Raw genomic sequence first — 17,048 nt, 5'->3', positions numbered from 1 at the left:
AAATACAGTATTAACGAGCTTATATTGAGTAGCTTGGCCATTCATAAGAGCTGCTAAATACGATAAACATTATTGCTACTTCGACTTCTGACTATCCCTCACAACGTAATACAACCAGCCTAAAACTAACCCTCACAGTATTGAATTAATTCAGAAGATACGTACTCCGAAAGGGTTACAACAACAGTGAGCAGAGTAGCCTATTTTGAAAAGTAAGCGTGCCATAGCGCCATCTCATTACCTGAGTTATGTTTGATGTCGTAGTAAATGACACACTTGTTATTCATAAATATCTATAGCATTCGCTTAACTTTGCCATTGACCATACAATACTTCTGACGTGAAACCTGGGCCAAATGCTACAACGATACCTTTTTCACCATTTTGGGAGGTCAGGTAGTGGCGATGTAGTACATCAATGACTGATACGCTTGATGTATTTCCATGTTCTCTTAAAGATTCTCGCGAATGTTGCAGCTTATCTGGCGATAACCCTAAGTGCTTTTGCAGTTCATCCAGTATTCTTCTTCCCCCCGTATGAGCGATGATGAAGTCAAAGTCTGTACTATTGCCTATTGAAGTCGTAGCAAAGTGATGTAAGTAAGGAGCTACCTTTTCTATTGAATACATGACTTTTTTATCCAATGAAAATTGGAAACCTTTGTCGGTCATCTGATATTGAATGTAATTTTCTGTATCCTTTAAGAAAATACTCTCTGAGTTTTGTATTTGTAAACCCTCACCAAAGCCATCTCCTCTCATCACAACACCAGCAGCTCCATCTCCAAAAATAGCATCAGAAACAAAGTCTTGAAGCTGATTTGCTTCGGGATCAAAGCATAGAGAGGAAGTTTCTAGAGCCACAATGAGAGCATTATTGCTCTTCGACAGTTGGCAATGTTCGTAAGCTCTATTCATGGCATAAGCACCAGCGACACAGCCCATTTGTGCCACCGGAAGTTGGATTGTACTCTGGTTGAGATCTAATGCATTGATCAAATGGGCCGTTAAAGACGGCATCATAAACCCAGTACATGAGACAGCTATGACCATGGTTATGTCTTTAGCGGTTAACCCAGAGTTTATGATTGCTTGCTCTGCGACTATCTGTGAATAGTCTCGGGCAAACTGCTCGTAAATGTTTTGCCTACTTTCAAAACCTTTCAAGTCTAAAATAGCATCAAAAGGTATACAGGTTTGACGTTCTTGAATCGTGGTGTGCTTTATCATTTCGATAGCGATTGAGCGGTATTTGGAGTCAGGGTGACAACTCTCTATAAAATGGACAATGTCATCCGATGTGAGGGTGTATTCGGGATATATAACTGAAGGTTTGGTTAAAATGCTCATTGAAATACCTCGTTTGATTGTAGTTACCAGTAAACGAGGAGGGATGCTTTACTAAATTAATTTCATATATTTTTCTAGTATATCCAAACTTGAACGATCGTTCACGTTATTGATTAGGGGTATTGATATGATTGATGTTATCAGACTCTTTTTGCTTCTTAAGAACAGTGAAGTAACATTTTTATTAGTTTCAAGAAGACTGATTACATGGCATCCCAGTCATCGGCTTTTTGCACAATGATATCGACAACATGTGCTAGTTCTTTTCCTTTAGAGGTAAGGCCGTAGCTCACCGTAACAGGGATAGTTTCTTCTTGTTTTCTCCATACAAACCCATGATGTTGCAATAGTTTCAAACGCTCAGTAAGAACTTTGGTGGATACCAAAGCCAATTGTTTACGAATCTGACCAAAACGCATTTGTTCATGCTCACTCAACAGCCAGACAATATGTGCAGTCCATTTAGTTGAAATAAGAGTTAAGTATTTATCTACACTGCAATAGTCATCAGGTTGGAGTTGGTGCTTTGTTTCTGACTGCAAAGTTTTCACGGTTCGTTATTCCAAGCGCTTTTTATATCTATATGAGTGTAACTGCCAATTTCACTTCAGCCCACTAGTTACCAATGGGTAACTAGTTACTTTTCAGACCCTAATTTTAGAAAGTGAACAATTTCCTTAATGTAATTTGTCAGGGGTTAAGTCAACGTACTTGGCCCATATTCACGATTTCAGTTTAAGGAGCACCCATGCGTTTGATCTTACTTTTAGTCTCTCTTTGCTCGTTTAGCTTCCAAGCAAATGCTGACTACATAAAACCACAATCACCTTCAGAGCTGCACTCTCTGTTTGGACAATATTTTGCGCAACAAGACTTGGAAGGTTTAGGCACGCTCTTTCATGAAAATGCCGTTATGATCTTGGATGAGAACGGCAACCAAGCTAAAGGCCATAAAGAGATAAAGCTTGCACTTAAAAGTTTCATGCAAGGTGATGTAGAAATCATCACACGCAGTGTTTCAATCCATATAAATGGTGATATAGCCATGATTCGTTCTGATTGGGAGATTCCTAATGTCACAAAAGGAACGGCGCTTGAGACGATGATATATGTCGACGGTGGTTGGTTATACATTATCGACAACCCCAATGGTTTTTAATTTACTAAAGTCAAAGCAAGCACGATAAACCAGAACTATCTATTAATACCCACAACTCGCCTTGAATGTCAGCAGATATTCAAGGCGAGTTTATGTTGTAAGGATACGGCGCAAAGTCGTTCAACTCCTTATAAATAAACACTTTCCACACTCCTAAAGCAGAACTCAGGTGTTCACCTGATACCGACCTTAGCTTGACCTAGGCAAACTAAACACAACAACAAAAACAGAAGGTCGTTGATATGAAAGCATTACAAGTGGTGTTGTTTTATAAGCCTGGTCATATCGATTATCAAGGAAAGCGAACAGAGGTGGCAGCAAACCAGCTCGTTATGGTCGGGGAAGAGGCCGAAATACATGCGGCAAATCGCAATGACTGGATGAGCGTATTCTTTTATCCGGGTGAAATTTGTTTAGTTTATCCATTACTAACGGACCTTATTAAATCCAGCGATACAGCTACTCAACCTGCAGTTGGCGAAGTGAACGCGGTTCCTGTGTTTGATGAACTGGTGAATGTCATTCAGCAGCTTCACAAAGTAAACAAAGCCGTGATGTTGCGGTTCGTCTTTACCTATTGCCTTGAGATGGACAAGCCTTACTTCTCCAATCTTCTTAACCTATACGCGAATTCTAACGATAAAGTTTTTGATTTTGTAAACAAGCATCTATACGAGCAATGGACAGTATCTCGCTACGCCGAAAAGCTCGGGATGGAAGTGACTAAGCTCAACACGGCTTTTTACAAATACTACGGCCAATCAACTAAAACCTGGCTGACCGAGCAACGCCTAAACTACGCAAAACAAGTGATTTTAGAAACGGATCGTAAGATCGCAGACGTCGCTTTTGATGCCGGTTTTAGTAGCCACTCCCACTTTATTGGTGCTTTCAAAAAGCGCTACCAATGCAGCCCATCCGAGTTTCGTGCGGGTAGCAAAAGATAGGAGGTCGATATGGATCTTAATGCGATTATCAACCAATTGTCCCAGATGTCTGCACAATCAGCACAGGACATTAAAACCAAAATGGCACAAGCGGACCCCAACAACCCAGATCAAATGCTGCAAGCCCAATTTTCAGTGCAGCAATATTCCAACTTTCTAGGGTATGAGAGTGCCTTGATCAAAGCAGTCAAAGACATGGTGCAGGGGATTATAGCGAAGATATGAACAGTTCAGACAAACAACTGCTTGTTGAAGCAGCACTGGCAGCGGCAAACCACAGGCTAGAAAAACATGCACTTAGCATCGTAAATGTTTTCCCTTTACTGATTGAAAATGAAGAAGACAGACGAGTTTGTGCCAGCTTGATCTATTTTGCTCTCGACAAAAGAGCTCAGGCAATTCGCTCTTTGAACGGGTTACATACGCCTCAAGCTGAAGGTTTGCGTTATTTGTACGTATCGACCACTGAAAGTGCAGACACACAGAAAATTTGTTCACTGATTACCGGAGGTCAACATGGAACTGAGTGCAATTGCTAAAGCAACCTATTCGGCTCTGGATAAGCAGGCTGAAACAGTCAACCCAGATAAAGCCATGGTGGATAAGTTCAGCCAACTAATGCAACAGGGAACACAGGAAACAGCCAAGCTCAATGACATTATCGGCCCAATGCCTAACTCGAGCGCTCCTATGGGGATTTCACCCGATCAGGCTATTCAGAGCCAAACTATGGTGACAAGAGCTTTAGTGGAAGTCGATCTTGCAGCAAAAACGGCTGGTAGCCTTTCTCAATCGATCAACAAACTGGTGACAATGCAATGAAAAAGTTCAAATGGCTAGCCTTAGTAATGGCTTTGCTGTTGACAGGTTGTAAAGTCGAACTCTACCAAAACCTGCCGCAGTCTGAAGCCAACCAAATGGTGGCGTTGCTTATGCTCAATCATATTGATGCAAGCTCAGAAACTGACGCAAAAACGGGCAAGGTAACACTGAAGATCGAAAAAGATCAATTCATTAATGCGGTTGAATTGTTAAGACAAAATGGTTATCCGAAGGCCGAATACGTTGGTATCGAGCAGCTATTTCCTTCCGGTCAGCTTGTCTCTTCCCCAGCTCAGGAAGACGCCAAGATGAGCTATTTAAAAGAGCAACAATTGGAGAGAACACTATCTAGCATGGATGGTGTTATCAGCGCACGAGTATCAATTGCTCAAAGCGATAAGAGCACCAATACAGGACGTGCAGCACCCAGTGAAAAATCGGCTGCTGTGTACATCAAGTACTCTCCGGAGGCGAACTTAGGCAACTCAGAATCCCAGATACGGAATCTGATTAAAAATGCGGTTCCTGATTTGCAATACGAAAACATCAGTTTGTTCTTACAACCCGCAGACTTCCGTTATCAGCCAGTCGTTCAACCTAGCTCCGATTGGGACGATGTCCAGAACTGGCTCGTCGCAAACAAAACTCCGGTAACCGTTGGTTTAGGTAGTGTGCTTATTGCCGGTGTAGCTGGGCTGGGGTTAAGCCGAAGAAAAGAGGGCTGAAGATGATTGTTGACACGATATCGCAGAACAAAATGCTGAGGGAAGTCAGCTCAAGATTGCACCCTCAATGGTGGTCAAAGCTGGATCTGGAGACTATTCAATCTGTTCGAGAAAACAATCAATTGGTAAGTAAGCGCCTTGATAAGGTCATTTTAAGCCGTTCTGGGTGTCAGTCAGTATGGTTAGATGAATGCTCAGAGGAAATGAATAAGTGGCTGTCTGTTTTGCCAAGAATCTCTCTACTTGCGACAGCCGCTGGGTTGTTGTCGCAAAACTGCCCAGATTACTTGTGGGATAGCAGCTACCGAAGCGTCTTACGACAGAAATTTACTCAACCTCAAATTGAACAGTTGATAGCTCTATGGCCAGCGGGTAGCGAACCTCCAGCATGGTCAGCAAACAATGTTCTGGAACAAGCTGAGCTTTTTAGTGCCAGCGCCATCTACCACCTTTGGAGCGATCAACCTTTTTGGTCGCTGTTTCGCCTGAGCTTACCGGTATTCGATACACCGATTGCACTTGCTCAAGACGACATAGAGCGTGTCGAAAGCTGGATATTCAGATTGGAGCGTTTTTTATGAAGCCATTTGTTATATCAGTAACGCATTGTGACTTAGACAAATCTGGTGACACGGTTTCCAAACAACAAATTGAATCAGCCATCCGCAGAACACATTGTGAAACGAATGCCCGTCAACGAATAGCTGCAATCATTCGTCAAGCACGTCTGAAAAGGGACGAAGCCCATCACCAAGCCGAACGTATCCTTCAAGTAGCACACCAAAACGCGGAGCAATTGGAATCGACATGGCGAGAACAAGCCCAGCAACAGGCAATAAAGGAGTCGGTTAGTTGGCTTGTCGAACAAGGGGAGCTTGAACGTAGCCTAATCGAAAACTTGAAAGGGCGAATTCGTCAGCAAGTACGCAATGTTATTGAGCAATGGTCCGCAGAGCAGGACATCAGCCAATTTTTGGTCAAGCGAATAAGCGATCAAATCGCTGCTCAAACAACCAAACAGAGCCTGACGCTTTTTGTTCCTCAAGAACATTATTCGACGATGGAACATGAGTTTGGGGAGAATTTAAATGTGCAGGTCAAAACTGAGTTGAATCGAGCTCAAGCAGAGCTGTCATCAAACAGTTTGGTTGTCAGAATCGATCTTGATCAGCAATTGCGAACGCTACTCGATTCGTTCTCCCATCCTAATCAGCAGTCGACAGCTTAAGAGAGAGTTTAGCAGATGAGAGTTGATGGAAACGCCAGTGCAGAGTTTCATGCATTCCCTCAAAATACGCCCAACACCGCGCCAGCCAATGAGTCAACCGCCTCGCTAGCGAGTGCAGCCCTTGCTGAAGTAAGAGCCGAAGCTATGGAAGAAACCATGGAAGGGTTAAGCCTTGGGCTGAGTAGCATGATGAAGCGTTTGAACCTAGCCGCTAAAACGCAGGATCCGATGATGAATGGCATGGAAAAGCTTCTCCAGCAAATGGATGAGATGGCACGCCAGTCAATCAATCGAATCTCAGAGCAGCTTTCGCAAATGAAAGACGCTTCTCAGGTGTTTTCTGCGCTAGAAAAGTCAGGCTTAGACAAGGGAAAGATCGCCTTGGTTTTGACGTCTCTTCTTGGTTTTAAGGGTTTAGACCCAGCGATGAAGAAACAGCTCAAGAAACGCCTTGCTGAACTGCTCGCGGAAGAAGAAATCGAGCTAGAAATCTTAGCTGCCGCGCAAGGGATGAATGTTGATAAGAATGGTTTACGCGCCGTTCGCCAGCTCTATCAACATGCCAAACGAGGTGAAAAAGGCCTAGCGCATTGGTTTGAGCTATTAGAGCAGCATGAAGATAGACGACAGTATATTCGCATCCTTATTCGCTCCATGGCTGAACCGCTTGATGAAGGCCAAAGACGTGACGATATGACCAAAGTTGCGGCCACAATTGAAGACTTAAAACGGTTATTGCTGTTTCTTACATTTGAGGACCATTGCATCTCTCTGGCTAAGGCGATGGTGTTGGAGCCTCATTCTGTTATGTCCGCCACGATAGAGTTGCTTGAGCAGTCCTGGATATATCCAGACGCACTATCACTGATTATCAATCGGTTAGCGCTGGTTGATGAACGTAAAGTGGTGTTCCTGCGACGCTGGAAAGACTTAATGGCGGTAATGGCTGAAGCCTGTTATCGAGATCCAGAACAAAAAGAGCACGTTCAGGAAGCCATGCTCGAACTTCTAGACCAATGGAACGAATGATCAATCCGTTAAGGGGAGAACGACAATGAATCATGAACTACTGCTAAACCGCCTTGGTGAAAAATTAGGGCTGCCTTTGGTGTTTGACCAGTCAAGCCAATGCATGTTGCTGCTGGATGAGCATCTTATGGTATCGATGGCGCCAAATGATCAGGATTGGATGCTGAGATGCATGCTGACGACAGTAGAACCTGAAATTGAGGGTAAAACTTTTAAGCGAGCACTTCAGCTTAACCATACATTAAATGAGCTGGGCATTGGTCATATCTTCTATGAAGAGAGCACCCGTGCGCTTCTATATCAGGTTCGTATTCATTCTCCTCAAAACGGTGACGAGATTTTTGAACAACTCACTGAAGTGGTTAGTCAATATGAGCAACTACACACCGACTTTCATCAAAATAATTTGTCCAATGAACACGTTACATCACTAGGAGGCGTTTATTATGCCGATTGAACTGAACCAATTTACAACCAGTGTCGAAAATGGCCAGCTAACACTGGCTGATAGCGTTTCTGGCGACCCCGTTATCGTAACATCTCAGTTCAGCTTTGCAGAAAAGGTGATGCAATGGTTAACCCAGATTCCTTTACTAAGTGATCTAAATGCAGTTCAGGAGTTTGTCCAAAAGCAAACTGAGGGAAACCTTAAAACACTAGGTGTATTCCTGAGCGCGCTAGCGCATGAATATGGTGAAGAGTTTGCAGGCAAGGTAGCCAACAAGATGGACTTTAGCGGTCAGACACCGCTAACATCTCGTTTAATCAAACAGTTGACGCAGGATTCTGTGACTGTTGAAAAGAAAGACGCTAAGTCGGTTAACAGCGCAGATAGACAGATTGAAACTGATAATAAACCAGTGGATGCGTCAACTTCGCCTAAAACTATCCCGATGTCTAACTTAGAGCAAGCAGCACAGTCTATCACTGGTTATATCCGCCCAGCACCGTTGCCTTCGCCAAGCTCTCTCTCTTACATGAGTAGTTTCTTTTATAGTGAAACTGCATCGATGCAAAACCTTCAAAAAGAAGTCTCTGCCTATAATCAAGCAATTAAGGAAACCACTCTTGCTGATGAAGCAGATAAGCTCGCTCAGATTTTTCAGAAACCACTTGCTGTTGAAGTAGTAGCAACAAGTATTGAAACTTTCTCAGCGAAAGCACAAGAGCTAAAGGAGGCGTTAGCAACAGTAGAATCGGCTATTGAGCGGCTCCCTAAAGTACAACAAAATGACGTAATTCAGTTAAAGCGATCAGTGTTCAAAGAGAACGATAGGCTTGACGTAATCAAATCATTGGCGAGTAGTTACAGCCAAGCTTGGAACTTGGAATCTACGGGGTACCAAGCATTTGAGAAATTCTATGCAACTTGTTCACCTTCGTTGAAATCTGCTCTTACCCCAGAGCTGACAAAACTAAGCTACGAACTCATTTCTAATTCGCCAAGCTTAGATAGTGAGGCTTTAGCCAACCGTCTGTCAGATAAACTTGTTCAATATGCCTCAGATATGTCGACCGTCAATCTTCGAGTATTGTCTGAAGTTTTGGCGGAGAAGGTGCCATCATTAGCCAATGACGTGCTAACGCCGTTTCCTAAAGAGGAACAAAAGGCACAACTTGGTGCGATCAATCTGATTAGACAAGCACTTAGCCAGAGCAGAGCTGAACTTAAGGAAGAACAAAAGGGCATCGAAGCTCGATTGGATATTCCTAGTAAAATTATCCAGCTTCGCCACGGTGCGGCTGTATTTGCCAAAGAGATGCAGCAGTTTATTGAGTCTGACTCGACGGTGGAAGACCAGTTTGCCGCTACTTTAGCAGCGTTGACAGGAAACGTCTGGTTAGTCGTAAAGGGTGATAGCTTAATGCCCGATGACTTGACCGATTACGATGACTTAGATCTGACGGAACAGGTTAGAAATGAGCTTCCTCATGTCGAAATCAGTGATAAAACACGTAAGCTAGCCGAAGATGTTATTCAAGCGCAGCATCGTCTTTCTTGGTTAGACAGAAAGAACAGCATCACTCATGAGCGAAACAATCGAGCTGGTGTTGATATCTATGCAGATATTCAAAGCAAGCAGTTGGGTGATAACATCACTCGAAACTTGCCTTTATACACCGATTATCTTGATGAGAAGATTAGTGCGGCAAAAGCCTATGTTGCCTCGTTAGAAGCACTAGCGAGCCTTGATATTAGTGACGGCGTCACCAATCAAATTACAGTAATGCATGAAGATGCCAAGCACCAGCTTACTCGTCTCACAAAACTTGAAGCGCAATGCAGGACTGTACAAATAGCGCAAGATACTAAAGTACTTCTTGGAAACAAGTTGACGCGTCTGGATACCATGTTAGATCAAACCATCGACGCCAATACGAAACGACTTAACCTGCAAGGGTTCTTGTCTTTCTTATCACCTTTGAGAGCTAATAACGATCAGGTACGCACTCTGGTATTAGAGCGTAAAGAGCTACAAGTCGAATTAGACAAGCAAGAAAAATACGTCGTTGATCTACATGGAAAGGGCTGGCGAAGTAAGCCTGAAGTCGAGTCAGTAAAAGAAGTAGCTCAATTGAAAAGTCTTGAGTTGAGTATGGCGTCCCTCGTGAAAGATATCGAGCTGCTGGATGACGAGTATGAGAAGTCCATGCTCGAGCTAACTCATTTTGACCGTCAAGTAACAAAGGAAAAAGGGTATCCTGGTGTAAGCGGGAACAGCCTAGAATCTTGGTCTGCGTGGGTAAAGCAGAATGTAGCAGGCAATTGGTCAGGGGACTATCGTCCTGATTTAAGTACTTTGATTCTGGAACGCCAAATGGCAAAGGTAGGCATTAATAGTTATACAGAGGCTTACCAGAAGCTTTATAACACATTGTCTTCGGGTGAACTTAGTTCTAATTATCAGGGTGTTATGAATACACTTGGACAACTGCATAACTGGGCAATGGTACATCCTGTAGAGTCACAAGCACTTGCTGGTAACTTGACACATGCCTATCAGATAATCAGTTCGAACAGTGGTTGGTTTGGCAATGATCTTGCTGCTATGGCATCAACGGTCTGGAAAACGGGCACAGTAGAAAATCAAGTTAAAGACATCCTGCAGGGACGTCGAGAGTTTCTGCCTAGCCACGAATCTATGTCAATGACAGCAGAAATGATTGCTTTACTTCATTTGGCACAGTGTGCGCCATACATGGCTGGTGCAGCGAAGGGAGCTGCAGGAAGTGGCCTTGTTGCAAATGGAGCTAGTCAACTTGTCTCAGCTTTAGTTCCGGGTTCCACACTCGTAAAACCGATGGCTAGCATGTTCGGAGGTTTGGTACAAACATGGTCAGAGCGCAAAATGGCCAACGTTGTTAACCGACATCGTTCCACTGAAGTTATGGTCAATGCTTTGATGGCAGGTATTCGTAAGCAAGGCAGCTTCAACGAGCGTGCACAAGCTGTTGCGTCCTATGCGATGCAACGTCAAGCACTTCAAGACGTCGGTACGCTTTCCAGAGATTGTTTCGAAACCAGCAAAGCGGGTGCAATGAGCCGGATGTGGCAGGACGCTAAAAATACCTGGCAAGAGATGAACTGGAAAGCGAAAGCTTTTTCCGTCGCGACCACAGCAGCAGTAACACTGAGCGGGGCTTCGATTGTAGCATTAATTGTCTTCGCTATTGTTGGAACAGGGGGACTTGCCATTGCCGCTATTGCGGGTGTTGGTACAACGCCAATTAGTGCTTATTTTTCCAGAACAGCAATGAACTTAATTGCTTCGACTAACTTCCTCGGAATGAATGATGCGCACAACCGAGCAAAAGAAAAAATGACTCAGCAGCGTGTCGATGAAGCGTTAAGGCGGCTTGCAAACAAAACCAAAGATGATCAGCGATTGGGAGACTTACTGGGTGATTCACTCAAAGATGCTGGTCAACTGATACAACTTAGTCATTTACCTGAGGACCAACGAGAAAAATCATTTCGTTATCAGATCTCGAGTATTGCTTCTGAACGTGAGCAACAGATGATTGAACAGAATGCACGCAATAAAGCCGAACTGATAGAAACAGCCAAATCATATGTACCTGAAGCACTGCTTAAGGATGAGAATGGCGCTATTGATTGGGGCAGTTGTTACCAGCAAGTTGAACAAGCGTTAGTCAAGCAGGCCGCTTAAAACTCATGTCGCCCCGGAACAATCCGGGGCTTATTTCAGGTGTAGACCTGATATCCCCATCACCATAATCCTCGCATCATAGAACCATAGGTAATTTATGGAACGATTATGGATCTGCAAATCACGAGAAACATTGAACAGCTTATTGCGTTGCTCAGGCTGCCAGTAGTTCAGGTTTCAGACATCATAGAGATTCACCAGAAGCCTTTTGGCTTAAGGCTGGAAGTGCAGGGCACTCGACTCATGCTGACTTCGTGGCTATTGGAGAGTAATAGTCATGATTTGGACAGTGCACTTAAGAGAAACCAGCCCGAACGATTCAATGGATTACCTCAACGTATTTTTCCGATTAAGAGCCAACTGTTTATTAGCGCACTATGCCCTGAACAGTTTGATGCACATCAGTGGTTTCGTTTGTGTCAGAAGCAACGTCAGTTTCTGTCACAATTAGGTGGAGGAGAGTAGCTATGTCAATCGCAACACGTTGGTTAGCGAAGGTAGCCGGAAGACAAGACATCATCCTCAGCGCAATGCTGGTGATCGCTGTATTTATGATGATTCTACCTTTGCCGACAACCTTGGTGGACGTACTAATCGCCGTCAATCTGGGGATGTCTATCATCCTGCTTATGATTGCAATCTATATTCGTGATCCGTTGGAGTTTTCAGCGTTTCCTTCCATGTTGCTAATCACCACCTTATACCGCCTCGCGCTTACCATAAGTACCAGTCGACTGATTTTGCTTCAACATGACGCCGGTGAAATCGTGTATACCTTTGGCGACTTCGTGGTCGGCGGGAATCTGGCCGTTGGTATTATCGTCTTTGCCATTATCACAATTGTTCAGTTCATCGTGATTACTAAAGGTTCAGAGCGTGTCGCAGAAGTCAGTGCACGATTCTCGCTTGATGGTATGCCCGGTAAACAGATGAGTATTGATGGAGATATGCGTGCTGGGATCATTGATGCGAAAGAGGCCAAACGTCAGCGATCAGTGGTTCAAAAAGAGAGCCAGCTTTACGGCGCAATGGATGGGGCGATGAAATTCGTAAAAGGTGATGCCATTGCGAGTGTTATCGTGATTTTAACGAACATCTTCGGTGGTATTGCTGTTGGGGTCCTTCAGCACAATATGTCGGCGTCAGAAGCGCTAAATACTTACGCTATTTTATCTGTTGGTGACGGGTTAATTGCTCAAATTCCATCACTGCTTATCTCAATAACTGCGGGTTTAATCGTGACTCGTGTTCCGGGTGAAACCAAAAACAACCTTGCCAATGAATTGGTTCAACAAGTTTCTCGTCAGCCTTCATCACTCCAGATGGCAGCAGCAGTGATGTTTGTGTTTGCGATCATTCCGGGCTTTCCTTGGTTCGTATTTGGTCCTCTAGGTTTAGCGGTGTTGGGGGCATCTTTTTGGTTAACTCGGAAAGAGAAAAGCAAAGAGGATCATCAGGGCTTTGTTGCCAATGAGAATGTTGAAGCCAGTGGTGAACAAGAAATGACGCCCGGAGCTGTGCCTCTTATGTTGGCGATTGGTGAAGACTTGATTGAAGAAAATCTAAATAAGTCGCTGCAAACGCTTAGATGGAAGATGTTTGAAAAACTGGGTTTACCTCTTCCTGAGATTCAGATGCAAGTGCTACGCAACGGGCGTCAAGGTGAGTTTGAACTGCTCTTATATCAAGAGCCGATCATCAAGTTGAATTTGGCGAAGCAGAACATCCTGACACTGAAAGGCATCGATGGGTTAGACAGTGAGCAGAATAAGCTGGCGTTTAATCAGCAAATCTTACATTGGCATCCAGTCGAGGCATTAGAAACCATTCGACTCTCAGGGCAGGAATACTATCAGGGTAACGATATTGCTATTCGCCTTGTCGAGATAGCGGCTCAGCATTACGCCAAAGAGTTTTTAGGCGTGCAGGAAGCACGTTATCTGATGGATTCCATGGAAATGCGTTATGCCGAACTGGTCAAAGAGCTTCAGCGTTTATTGCCTGTTAGCAAAGTGACTGAGATTCTTCAGCGCCTAGTTGAAGAGAACATCTCAATCCGAGACTTACGTACCATCTTCGAAACGCTTGTGGAGTGGGCGTCGAAAGAGAAGGACACCATTATGCTGACGGAGTACGTGCGTGTCGCCCTGCGCAGACATATCCGGCGCAAGTTTACTGTTGAAGAGGGCTGGATCCCGATGTTGCTGATTGGTGACAGTATCGAAAACCAAATCCGCGAATCTATTCGTCAGTCAGCGGTTGGGGCATATAGCGCGTTAGATCCGGAAGAAGAGCAGAAGATCATTACGTTGATCAAAGATAAATTGCCCAGCCACATGCCTTGTGTGCTGCTGACGTCATTGGACGTACGACGCTATTTGAGAAAGATCGTAGAGCCAACCATGCCAATGACGCAGGTGCTCTCTTTTCAGGAGATAGGCGACGATGCCAGCATCAAAGTGATCGCGCAAGTCGACACATTAGCGGAGGTGCCAAATGCAATTGCCGGATAAATCGAATTTAGCCGAAGCGCTCAATCAGCAACTGTTTCCTGATCTGCCTCTGGCACCGACATTTCGCCGATTTGGAAAAATTCTGGAAGTTACGTCGACGTTAATTCGTTCCACCTTACCCGGAGCAAGACAAGGCGAGCTGTGCATGATTGGTAACGATCTCAAAGCAGAAGTGGTGGCCATTAAAGGTGAAGAGGCGTGGCTATCACCTTTTCGCTCAACAACAGGGATCGGGACTGACATGAATGTAGAGCCCATGGGGCATGGTCACAGAGTGATGGTCGGTGAAGAATTACTCGGGCGTGTGGTAGACGGATTGGGTCACCCGATGGATGAGAGTAATTGGGTTGGTAAATGGCGAGAAAATCACGGCGAAGCTCCCGATCCATTAAAGCGTAAGTTGATCAGTAAAATCATGCCGACTGGGATCAGAGCTATCGATTCAACGCTCGCTTTAGGCGTGGGCCAACGTGTGGGTATTTTTGCCGCAGCTGGTGGCGGTAAAAGTACACTGCTTGGCATGCTAGCGGGTCACTGTGAAGCGGATGTTATCGTGTTGGCCTTAGTTGGAGAGCGGGGAAGAGAAGTCCGTGAGTTTATCGAATATTGCCTTCCACCAGCCGCGAAAGAAAAAACAGTATTGGTTGTTGCGACGTCTGATAAGCCACCTCTGGAACGGATGAAAGCAGCAGTAACAGCAACGACGATTGCAGAGTATTTTCGTGACCAAGGTAAGAATGTTCTGCTTATGGTTGATTCATTGACACGTTTTGCGCGAGCGGGGCGTGAAATTGGCCTTGCCGCAGGTGAACCACCAGTAGCTAACGGGTTTCCGCCAAGTGTGTTTGTTCAACTTGCTTCTTTACTTGAGCGAGCGGGACCAGCGCCTGTCGGGAGCATTACCGCTATCTACACCGTGCTGGTGGAAGGAGACAATATGAACGAGCCTGTTGCAGATGAAGTACGCTCAATTCTTGATGGTCACATTGTGTTATCACGCAAGCTAGCCGGCGCGGGGCATTATCCAGCGATTGATGTTAATGCAAGTGTAAGCCGCGTTATGGATCAGATTGTCACTGCCCAGCACAAAGATGACGCCAAGCACTTAAGGCATTTGCTCTCGCTCTATCAGGAAGTGCAGTTACTCATTCGAGTTGGCGAATACCAACCGGGTCAGGATCCTGCCACAGACGAGGCAGTGGCTAAGTTTGACTCAATTGAACGCTTTCTCTGTCAGAGGGCGAACGAACCTTCACCGTTCAAAGAGACACTTCAGCAGTTAAATCAATTAAACGGAGGGTAAGTGAATGGCACTATCCAGTCAGGAAATTGATCTTATCGAACAACTGCTTCATGTGCGTAAACGTAAAGAAGAGCGGCTACAAGCCCAATGGAATCAGCTCAACGAACAGCAAGATAAATGCAAGCATGAAAAACAACGCTCGTATCAAGAGTGGCTTATTTCACGGGAGGCGTTAACAAACCCTCTGCAAACTGAAGATGTTATGGATCGTAGTCAACTGAACCAACTCCTAGGAGAAAAGCGGAGTCAGTATATTGAAGAGCGTTCTAAAGCCGATTCAGTCGAGGACTGGCATAAACGAATCGAGCAGTTGGAACGTGAAAAGTCAGAACTATGGAGCCAGAAAACAAAGCTGATAAGAGGTCAGGAAAAGCTAAAAGAGGTACTGGATGAATAACAAAATTGAACATGTGAATAGTACTGCTTGGCGTGTTGAAGGCGTTGCTGGTCGTCATGAAGCCGATCCTGAGCTTAGACAGCGATTTACGACTCTTTTCCATACACAACAAGATGTAGAAGCACAAACCGATACACCAGATACCTCCGCGCGGGTGCCACCTTCGATTTTAAATGAATTATCCGCAGTGAATCATGTAACCAAATGGGGCAATGCAGAGCTACACAGAGGTGAAAATAGTCTTTCGTTTAAATTGCTCAACGGCCCGATGTCGGGTTTAGTGATCTTTGCTCAATGGGACGCGCAAGGCGTTGCGTTAACTCTGAAACCCAAGAACCAAAAACAGCAAGACGCACTGAATCGCATCATGCCGAAAATAAAAAGCCATCTCAATGAATCCGCGTTAAAAATGACAATAGAGGTAAACCGCTATGACTGATCTAATTGAAATGAGCAAGGTGATTGGCACTGGTTTAGAAAACCAGCAGTGTCAGATGTCGTTACAGAAAGTTTCGGGGGAAGGTCAGTTTTGGTCATATCGAAGTGATTCAAAGAGCGGCATATGGTGCAGTCACTCCGATTGGAATCAGGGTGTTACTGATATAACTGCTATCGAATCATTAAGCATGATCCCCGAAGATCTTTTTCCCACACTCGTCGCTGCCATGTTTTCCGCGGTGAGCATTCCGTTTGTCAGAGATATCAGTACGCAAGGCGCAGAATGTTGCTTGCTCGATGGAATCTATCCGGTCGTACAGTGTCAGGGTTATCAGTTTGTGTTGGTTGGGTTTAGCGCCGCATGGCTACAGCGCCTGACTACGCATTGGACGCGTTGTTCTGCGCAAAGCATTAAAGTTAGTGTGCCGTTGGTTGCAGGATACACAACGGACATTAATTCAATCTCACAGGGCAATGGAGTGTGGTTAAAAGAAAGCGTAGACCCTGATGAAGGAAAAGCGATCTTGTGGTGGGATAAACCGCTGGCAATCGTTCAGTTCGAGGGAGAGCAAACATGGTCTGTGGAGCAGGTATTCGCTCCATACTCATTTTCTGAAGCGGTCAGTTATGTTCAGGTTGCCTCACTCGAAGTTGATTTACCTACGTTGCTGCAATTGGTTGAGGGGCAAACTATCGAAGCACCACTGACGTGTGAAACCGCGTGTAAACTCGTGTCCGGCAACCATTGCATTACCTCAGGCGAACTCTTAGTCAGTCATGATGGGGTGGTTTTCTACGCGAACAATACGTATACAGAAGCCGCTTAAATCTAACGGAATTTTGGGGCTGAGCCGGTTGGTCTGACTTATCGGCTTTTTGCATAATAAGCCTCAACGCCAAAGAGTCACATCTGGTCAAACCACATTTCTCGTCTATTTTTCCTGTTTTGATATTGAACGTTTGAA

At 44.8% G+C, this 17,048-nt stretch carries 19 protein-coding genes; 17 read left to right on the top strand and 2 right to left on the bottom strand.

The genetic code is table 11. The features are described from left to right. Positions 1-306: 306 nt before the first annotated feature. Positions 307-1,350, bottom strand: coding sequence for a type III polyketide synthase (locus VIC_RS20685; protein ID WP_006962227.1), 1,044 nt, complete (start codon positions 1,348-1,350; stop codon positions 307-309). A 203-nt stretch (positions 1,351-1,553) separates the two neighbouring features. Further along, positions 1,554-1,901: a winged helix-turn-helix transcriptional regulator gene (locus VIC_RS20680; RefSeq protein ID WP_412179186.1), complete on the bottom strand. Its 348-nt coding sequence runs from the start codon at positions 1,899-1,901 to the stop codon at positions 1,554-1,556. Positions 1,902-2,098: 197 nt separating this feature from the next. On the opposite strand from VIC_RS20680, the gene VIC_RS20675 reads away from it, so the two are divergent. The 17 genes from VIC_RS20675 to VIC_RS20595 all read left to right on the top strand — a co-directional run bounded on the left by VIC_RS20675 (position 2,099) and on the right by VIC_RS20595 (position 16,910). Further along, positions 2,099-2,509, top strand: coding sequence for a YybH family protein (locus VIC_RS20675; protein ID WP_006962225.1), 411 nt, complete (start codon positions 2,099-2,101; stop codon positions 2,507-2,509). Positions 2,510-2,751: 242 nt separating this feature from the next. Further along, complete coding sequence (locus tag VIC_RS20670; protein WP_006962224.1) at positions 2,752-3,456, top strand: helix-turn-helix transcriptional regulator; 705 nt, start codon at positions 2,752-2,754, stop codon at positions 3,454-3,456. 9 nt (positions 3,457-3,465) lie between these two features. Continuing rightward, on the top strand, positions 3,466-3,681 hold the full coding sequence (gene sctF / locus VIC_RS20665) for a type III secretion system needle filament subunit SctF (protein WP_006962223.1): 216 nt from the start codon (positions 3,466-3,468) through the stop codon (positions 3,679-3,681). Beyond that, a complete protein-coding gene (locus VIC_RS20660) occupies positions 3,678-3,995 on the top strand; it encodes an EscG/YscG/SsaH family type III secretion system needle protein co-chaperone (RefSeq protein WP_006962222.1) in 318 nt (105 codons plus the stop codon). Before sctF ends, VIC_RS20660 begins: the two co-directional genes overlap by 4 nt. After that, positions 3,973-4,278 carry a type III secretion system inner rod subunit SctI gene (sctI, locus tag VIC_RS20655; protein WP_006962221.1) on the top strand — a complete coding sequence of 102 codons (306 nt, stop codon included), beginning with the start codon at positions 3,973-3,975 and terminating at the stop codon, positions 4,276-4,278. The genes VIC_RS20660 and sctI overlap by 23 nt, the downstream gene beginning before the upstream one ends. Next, positions 4,275-5,003 (top strand): type III secretion system inner membrane ring lipoprotein SctJ, encoded by a 729-nt coding sequence (sctJ, locus tag VIC_RS20650; RefSeq protein ID WP_006962220.1) that lies wholly within the window; start codon positions 4,275-4,277, stop codon positions 5,001-5,003. The genes sctI and sctJ overlap by 4 nt, the downstream gene beginning before the upstream one ends. A gap of 2 nt (positions 5,004-5,005) precedes the next feature. After that, a complete protein-coding gene (locus VIC_RS20645; protein WP_006962219.1) occupies positions 5,006-5,584 on the top strand; it encodes a type III secretion system domain-containing protein in 579 nt (192 codons plus the stop codon). Continuing rightward, positions 5,581-6,231, top strand: coding sequence for a hypothetical protein (locus tag VIC_RS20640; protein WP_006962218.1), 651 nt, complete (start codon positions 5,581-5,583; stop codon positions 6,229-6,231). Before VIC_RS20645 ends, VIC_RS20640 begins: the two co-directional genes overlap by 4 nt. A gap of 15 nt (positions 6,232-6,246) precedes the next feature. Beyond that, complete coding sequence (locus VIC_RS20635) at positions 6,247-7,260, top strand: HrpJ domain-containing protein (RefSeq protein ID WP_039952397.1); 1,014 nt, start codon at positions 6,247-6,249, stop codon at positions 7,258-7,260. 25 nt (positions 7,261-7,285) lie between these two features. Continuing rightward, entirely contained in the window at positions 7,286-7,717 is a 432-nt protein-coding gene (gene sicP / locus VIC_RS20630; RefSeq protein ID WP_006962216.1) for a chaperone SicP, read from the top strand. Continuing rightward, the gene (locus VIC_RS20625) at positions 7,707-11,432 is read left to right on the top strand and encodes a type III secretion system effector BopA family protein (protein WP_006962214.1); all 3,726 of its coding nucleotides are present in this window, start codon (positions 7,707-7,709) and stop codon (positions 11,430-11,432) included. Before sicP ends, VIC_RS20625 begins: the two co-directional genes overlap by 11 nt. A 108-nt stretch (positions 11,433-11,540) precedes the next feature. After that, the gene (locus tag VIC_RS20620; RefSeq protein ID WP_006962213.1) at positions 11,541-11,897 is read left to right on the top strand and encodes a hypothetical protein; all 357 of its coding nucleotides are present in this window, start codon (positions 11,541-11,543) and stop codon (positions 11,895-11,897) included. A gap of 2 nt (positions 11,898-11,899) precedes the next feature. Continuing rightward, entirely contained in the window at positions 11,900-13,945 is a 2,046-nt protein-coding gene (locus VIC_RS20615) for an EscV/YscV/HrcV family type III secretion system export apparatus protein (protein WP_006962212.1), read from the top strand. Then, complete coding sequence (locus VIC_RS20610; protein WP_006962211.1) at positions 13,929-15,248, top strand: EscN/YscN/HrcN family type III secretion system ATPase; 1,320 nt, start codon at positions 13,929-13,931, stop codon at positions 15,246-15,248. The genes VIC_RS20615 and VIC_RS20610 overlap by 17 nt, the downstream gene beginning before the upstream one ends. A gap of 4 nt (positions 15,249-15,252) precedes the next feature. Then, positions 15,253-15,645 carry a hypothetical protein gene (locus tag VIC_RS20605; protein WP_006962210.1) on the top strand — a complete coding sequence of 131 codons (393 nt, stop codon included), beginning with the start codon at positions 15,253-15,255 and terminating at the stop codon, positions 15,643-15,645. Further along, the gene (locus VIC_RS20600) at positions 15,638-16,084 is read left to right on the top strand and encodes a hypothetical protein (protein WP_006962209.1); all 447 of its coding nucleotides are present in this window, start codon (positions 15,638-15,640) and stop codon (positions 16,082-16,084) included. The genes VIC_RS20605 and VIC_RS20600 overlap by 8 nt, the downstream gene beginning before the upstream one ends. Beyond that, a complete protein-coding gene (locus tag VIC_RS20595; protein ID WP_006962208.1) occupies positions 16,077-16,910 on the top strand; it encodes a hypothetical protein in 834 nt (277 codons plus the stop codon). Before VIC_RS20600 ends, VIC_RS20595 begins: the two co-directional genes overlap by 8 nt. Positions 16,911-17,048: the final 138 nt, after the last annotated feature.

The sequence above is a fragment of the Vibrio coralliilyticus ATCC BAA-450 genome, assembly GCF_000176135.1.
GTDB lineage: Bacteria > Pseudomonadota > Gammaproteobacteria > Enterobacterales > Vibrionaceae > Vibrio > Vibrio coralliilyticus.
This window is presented reverse-complemented; position numbering and strand designations above follow the sequence as displayed.

Excerpts from the sequence above, each read along its gene's own strand:
- VIC_RS20595 (WP_006962208.1), top strand. The coding sequence starts at position 16,077 with ATGACTGATCTAATTGAAATGAGCAAGGTGATTGGCACTGGTTTAGAA.
- VIC_RS20610 (WP_006962211.1), top strand. The coding sequence starts at position 13,929 with ATGCAATTGCCGGATAAATCGAATTTAGCCGAAGCGCTCAATCAGCAA.
- VIC_RS20615 (WP_006962212.1), top strand. The coding sequence starts at position 11,900 with ATGTCAATCGCAACACGTTGGTTAGCGAAGGTAGCCGGAAGACAAGAC.
- VIC_RS20600 (WP_006962209.1), top strand. The coding sequence starts at position 15,638 with ATGAATAACAAAATTGAACATGTGAATAGTACTGCTTGGCGTGTTGAA.
- VIC_RS20605 (WP_006962210.1), top strand. The coding sequence starts at position 15,253 with ATGGCACTATCCAGTCAGGAAATTGATCTTATCGAACAACTGCTTCAT.
- sctJ (WP_006962220.1), top strand. The coding sequence starts at position 4,275 with ATGAAAAAGTTCAAATGGCTAGCCTTAGTAATGGCTTTGCTGTTGACA.
- VIC_RS20685 (WP_006962227.1), bottom strand. The coding sequence starts at position 1,350 with ATGAGCATTTTAACCAAACCTTCAGTTATATATCCCGAATACACCCTC.
- VIC_RS20635 (WP_039952397.1), top strand. The coding sequence starts at position 6,247 with ATGAGAGTTGATGGAAACGCCAGTGCAGAGTTTCATGCATTCCCTCAA.
- VIC_RS20670 (WP_006962224.1), top strand. The coding sequence starts at position 2,752 with ATGAAAGCATTACAAGTGGTGTTGTTTTATAAGCCTGGTCATATCGAT.
- sctI (WP_006962221.1), top strand. The coding sequence starts at position 3,973 with ATGGAACTGAGTGCAATTGCTAAAGCAACCTATTCGGCTCTGGATAAG.
- sicP (WP_006962216.1), top strand. The coding sequence starts at position 7,286 with ATGAATCATGAACTACTGCTAAACCGCCTTGGTGAAAAATTAGGGCTG.
- VIC_RS20645 (WP_006962219.1), top strand. The coding sequence starts at position 5,006 with ATGATTGTTGACACGATATCGCAGAACAAAATGCTGAGGGAAGTCAGC.
- VIC_RS20675 (WP_006962225.1), top strand. The coding sequence starts at position 2,099 with ATGCGTTTGATCTTACTTTTAGTCTCTCTTTGCTCGTTTAGCTTCCAA.
- VIC_RS20620 (WP_006962213.1), top strand. The coding sequence starts at position 11,541 with ATGGATCTGCAAATCACGAGAAACATTGAACAGCTTATTGCGTTGCTC.
- sctF (WP_006962223.1), top strand. The coding sequence starts at position 3,466 with ATGGATCTTAATGCGATTATCAACCAATTGTCCCAGATGTCTGCACAA.
- VIC_RS20625 (WP_006962214.1), top strand. The coding sequence starts at position 7,707 with ATGCCGATTGAACTGAACCAATTTACAACCAGTGTCGAAAATGGCCAG.
- VIC_RS20640 (WP_006962218.1), top strand. The coding sequence starts at position 5,581 with ATGAAGCCATTTGTTATATCAGTAACGCATTGTGACTTAGACAAATCT.
- VIC_RS20660 (WP_006962222.1), top strand. The coding sequence starts at position 3,678 with ATGAACAGTTCAGACAAACAACTGCTTGTTGAAGCAGCACTGGCAGCG.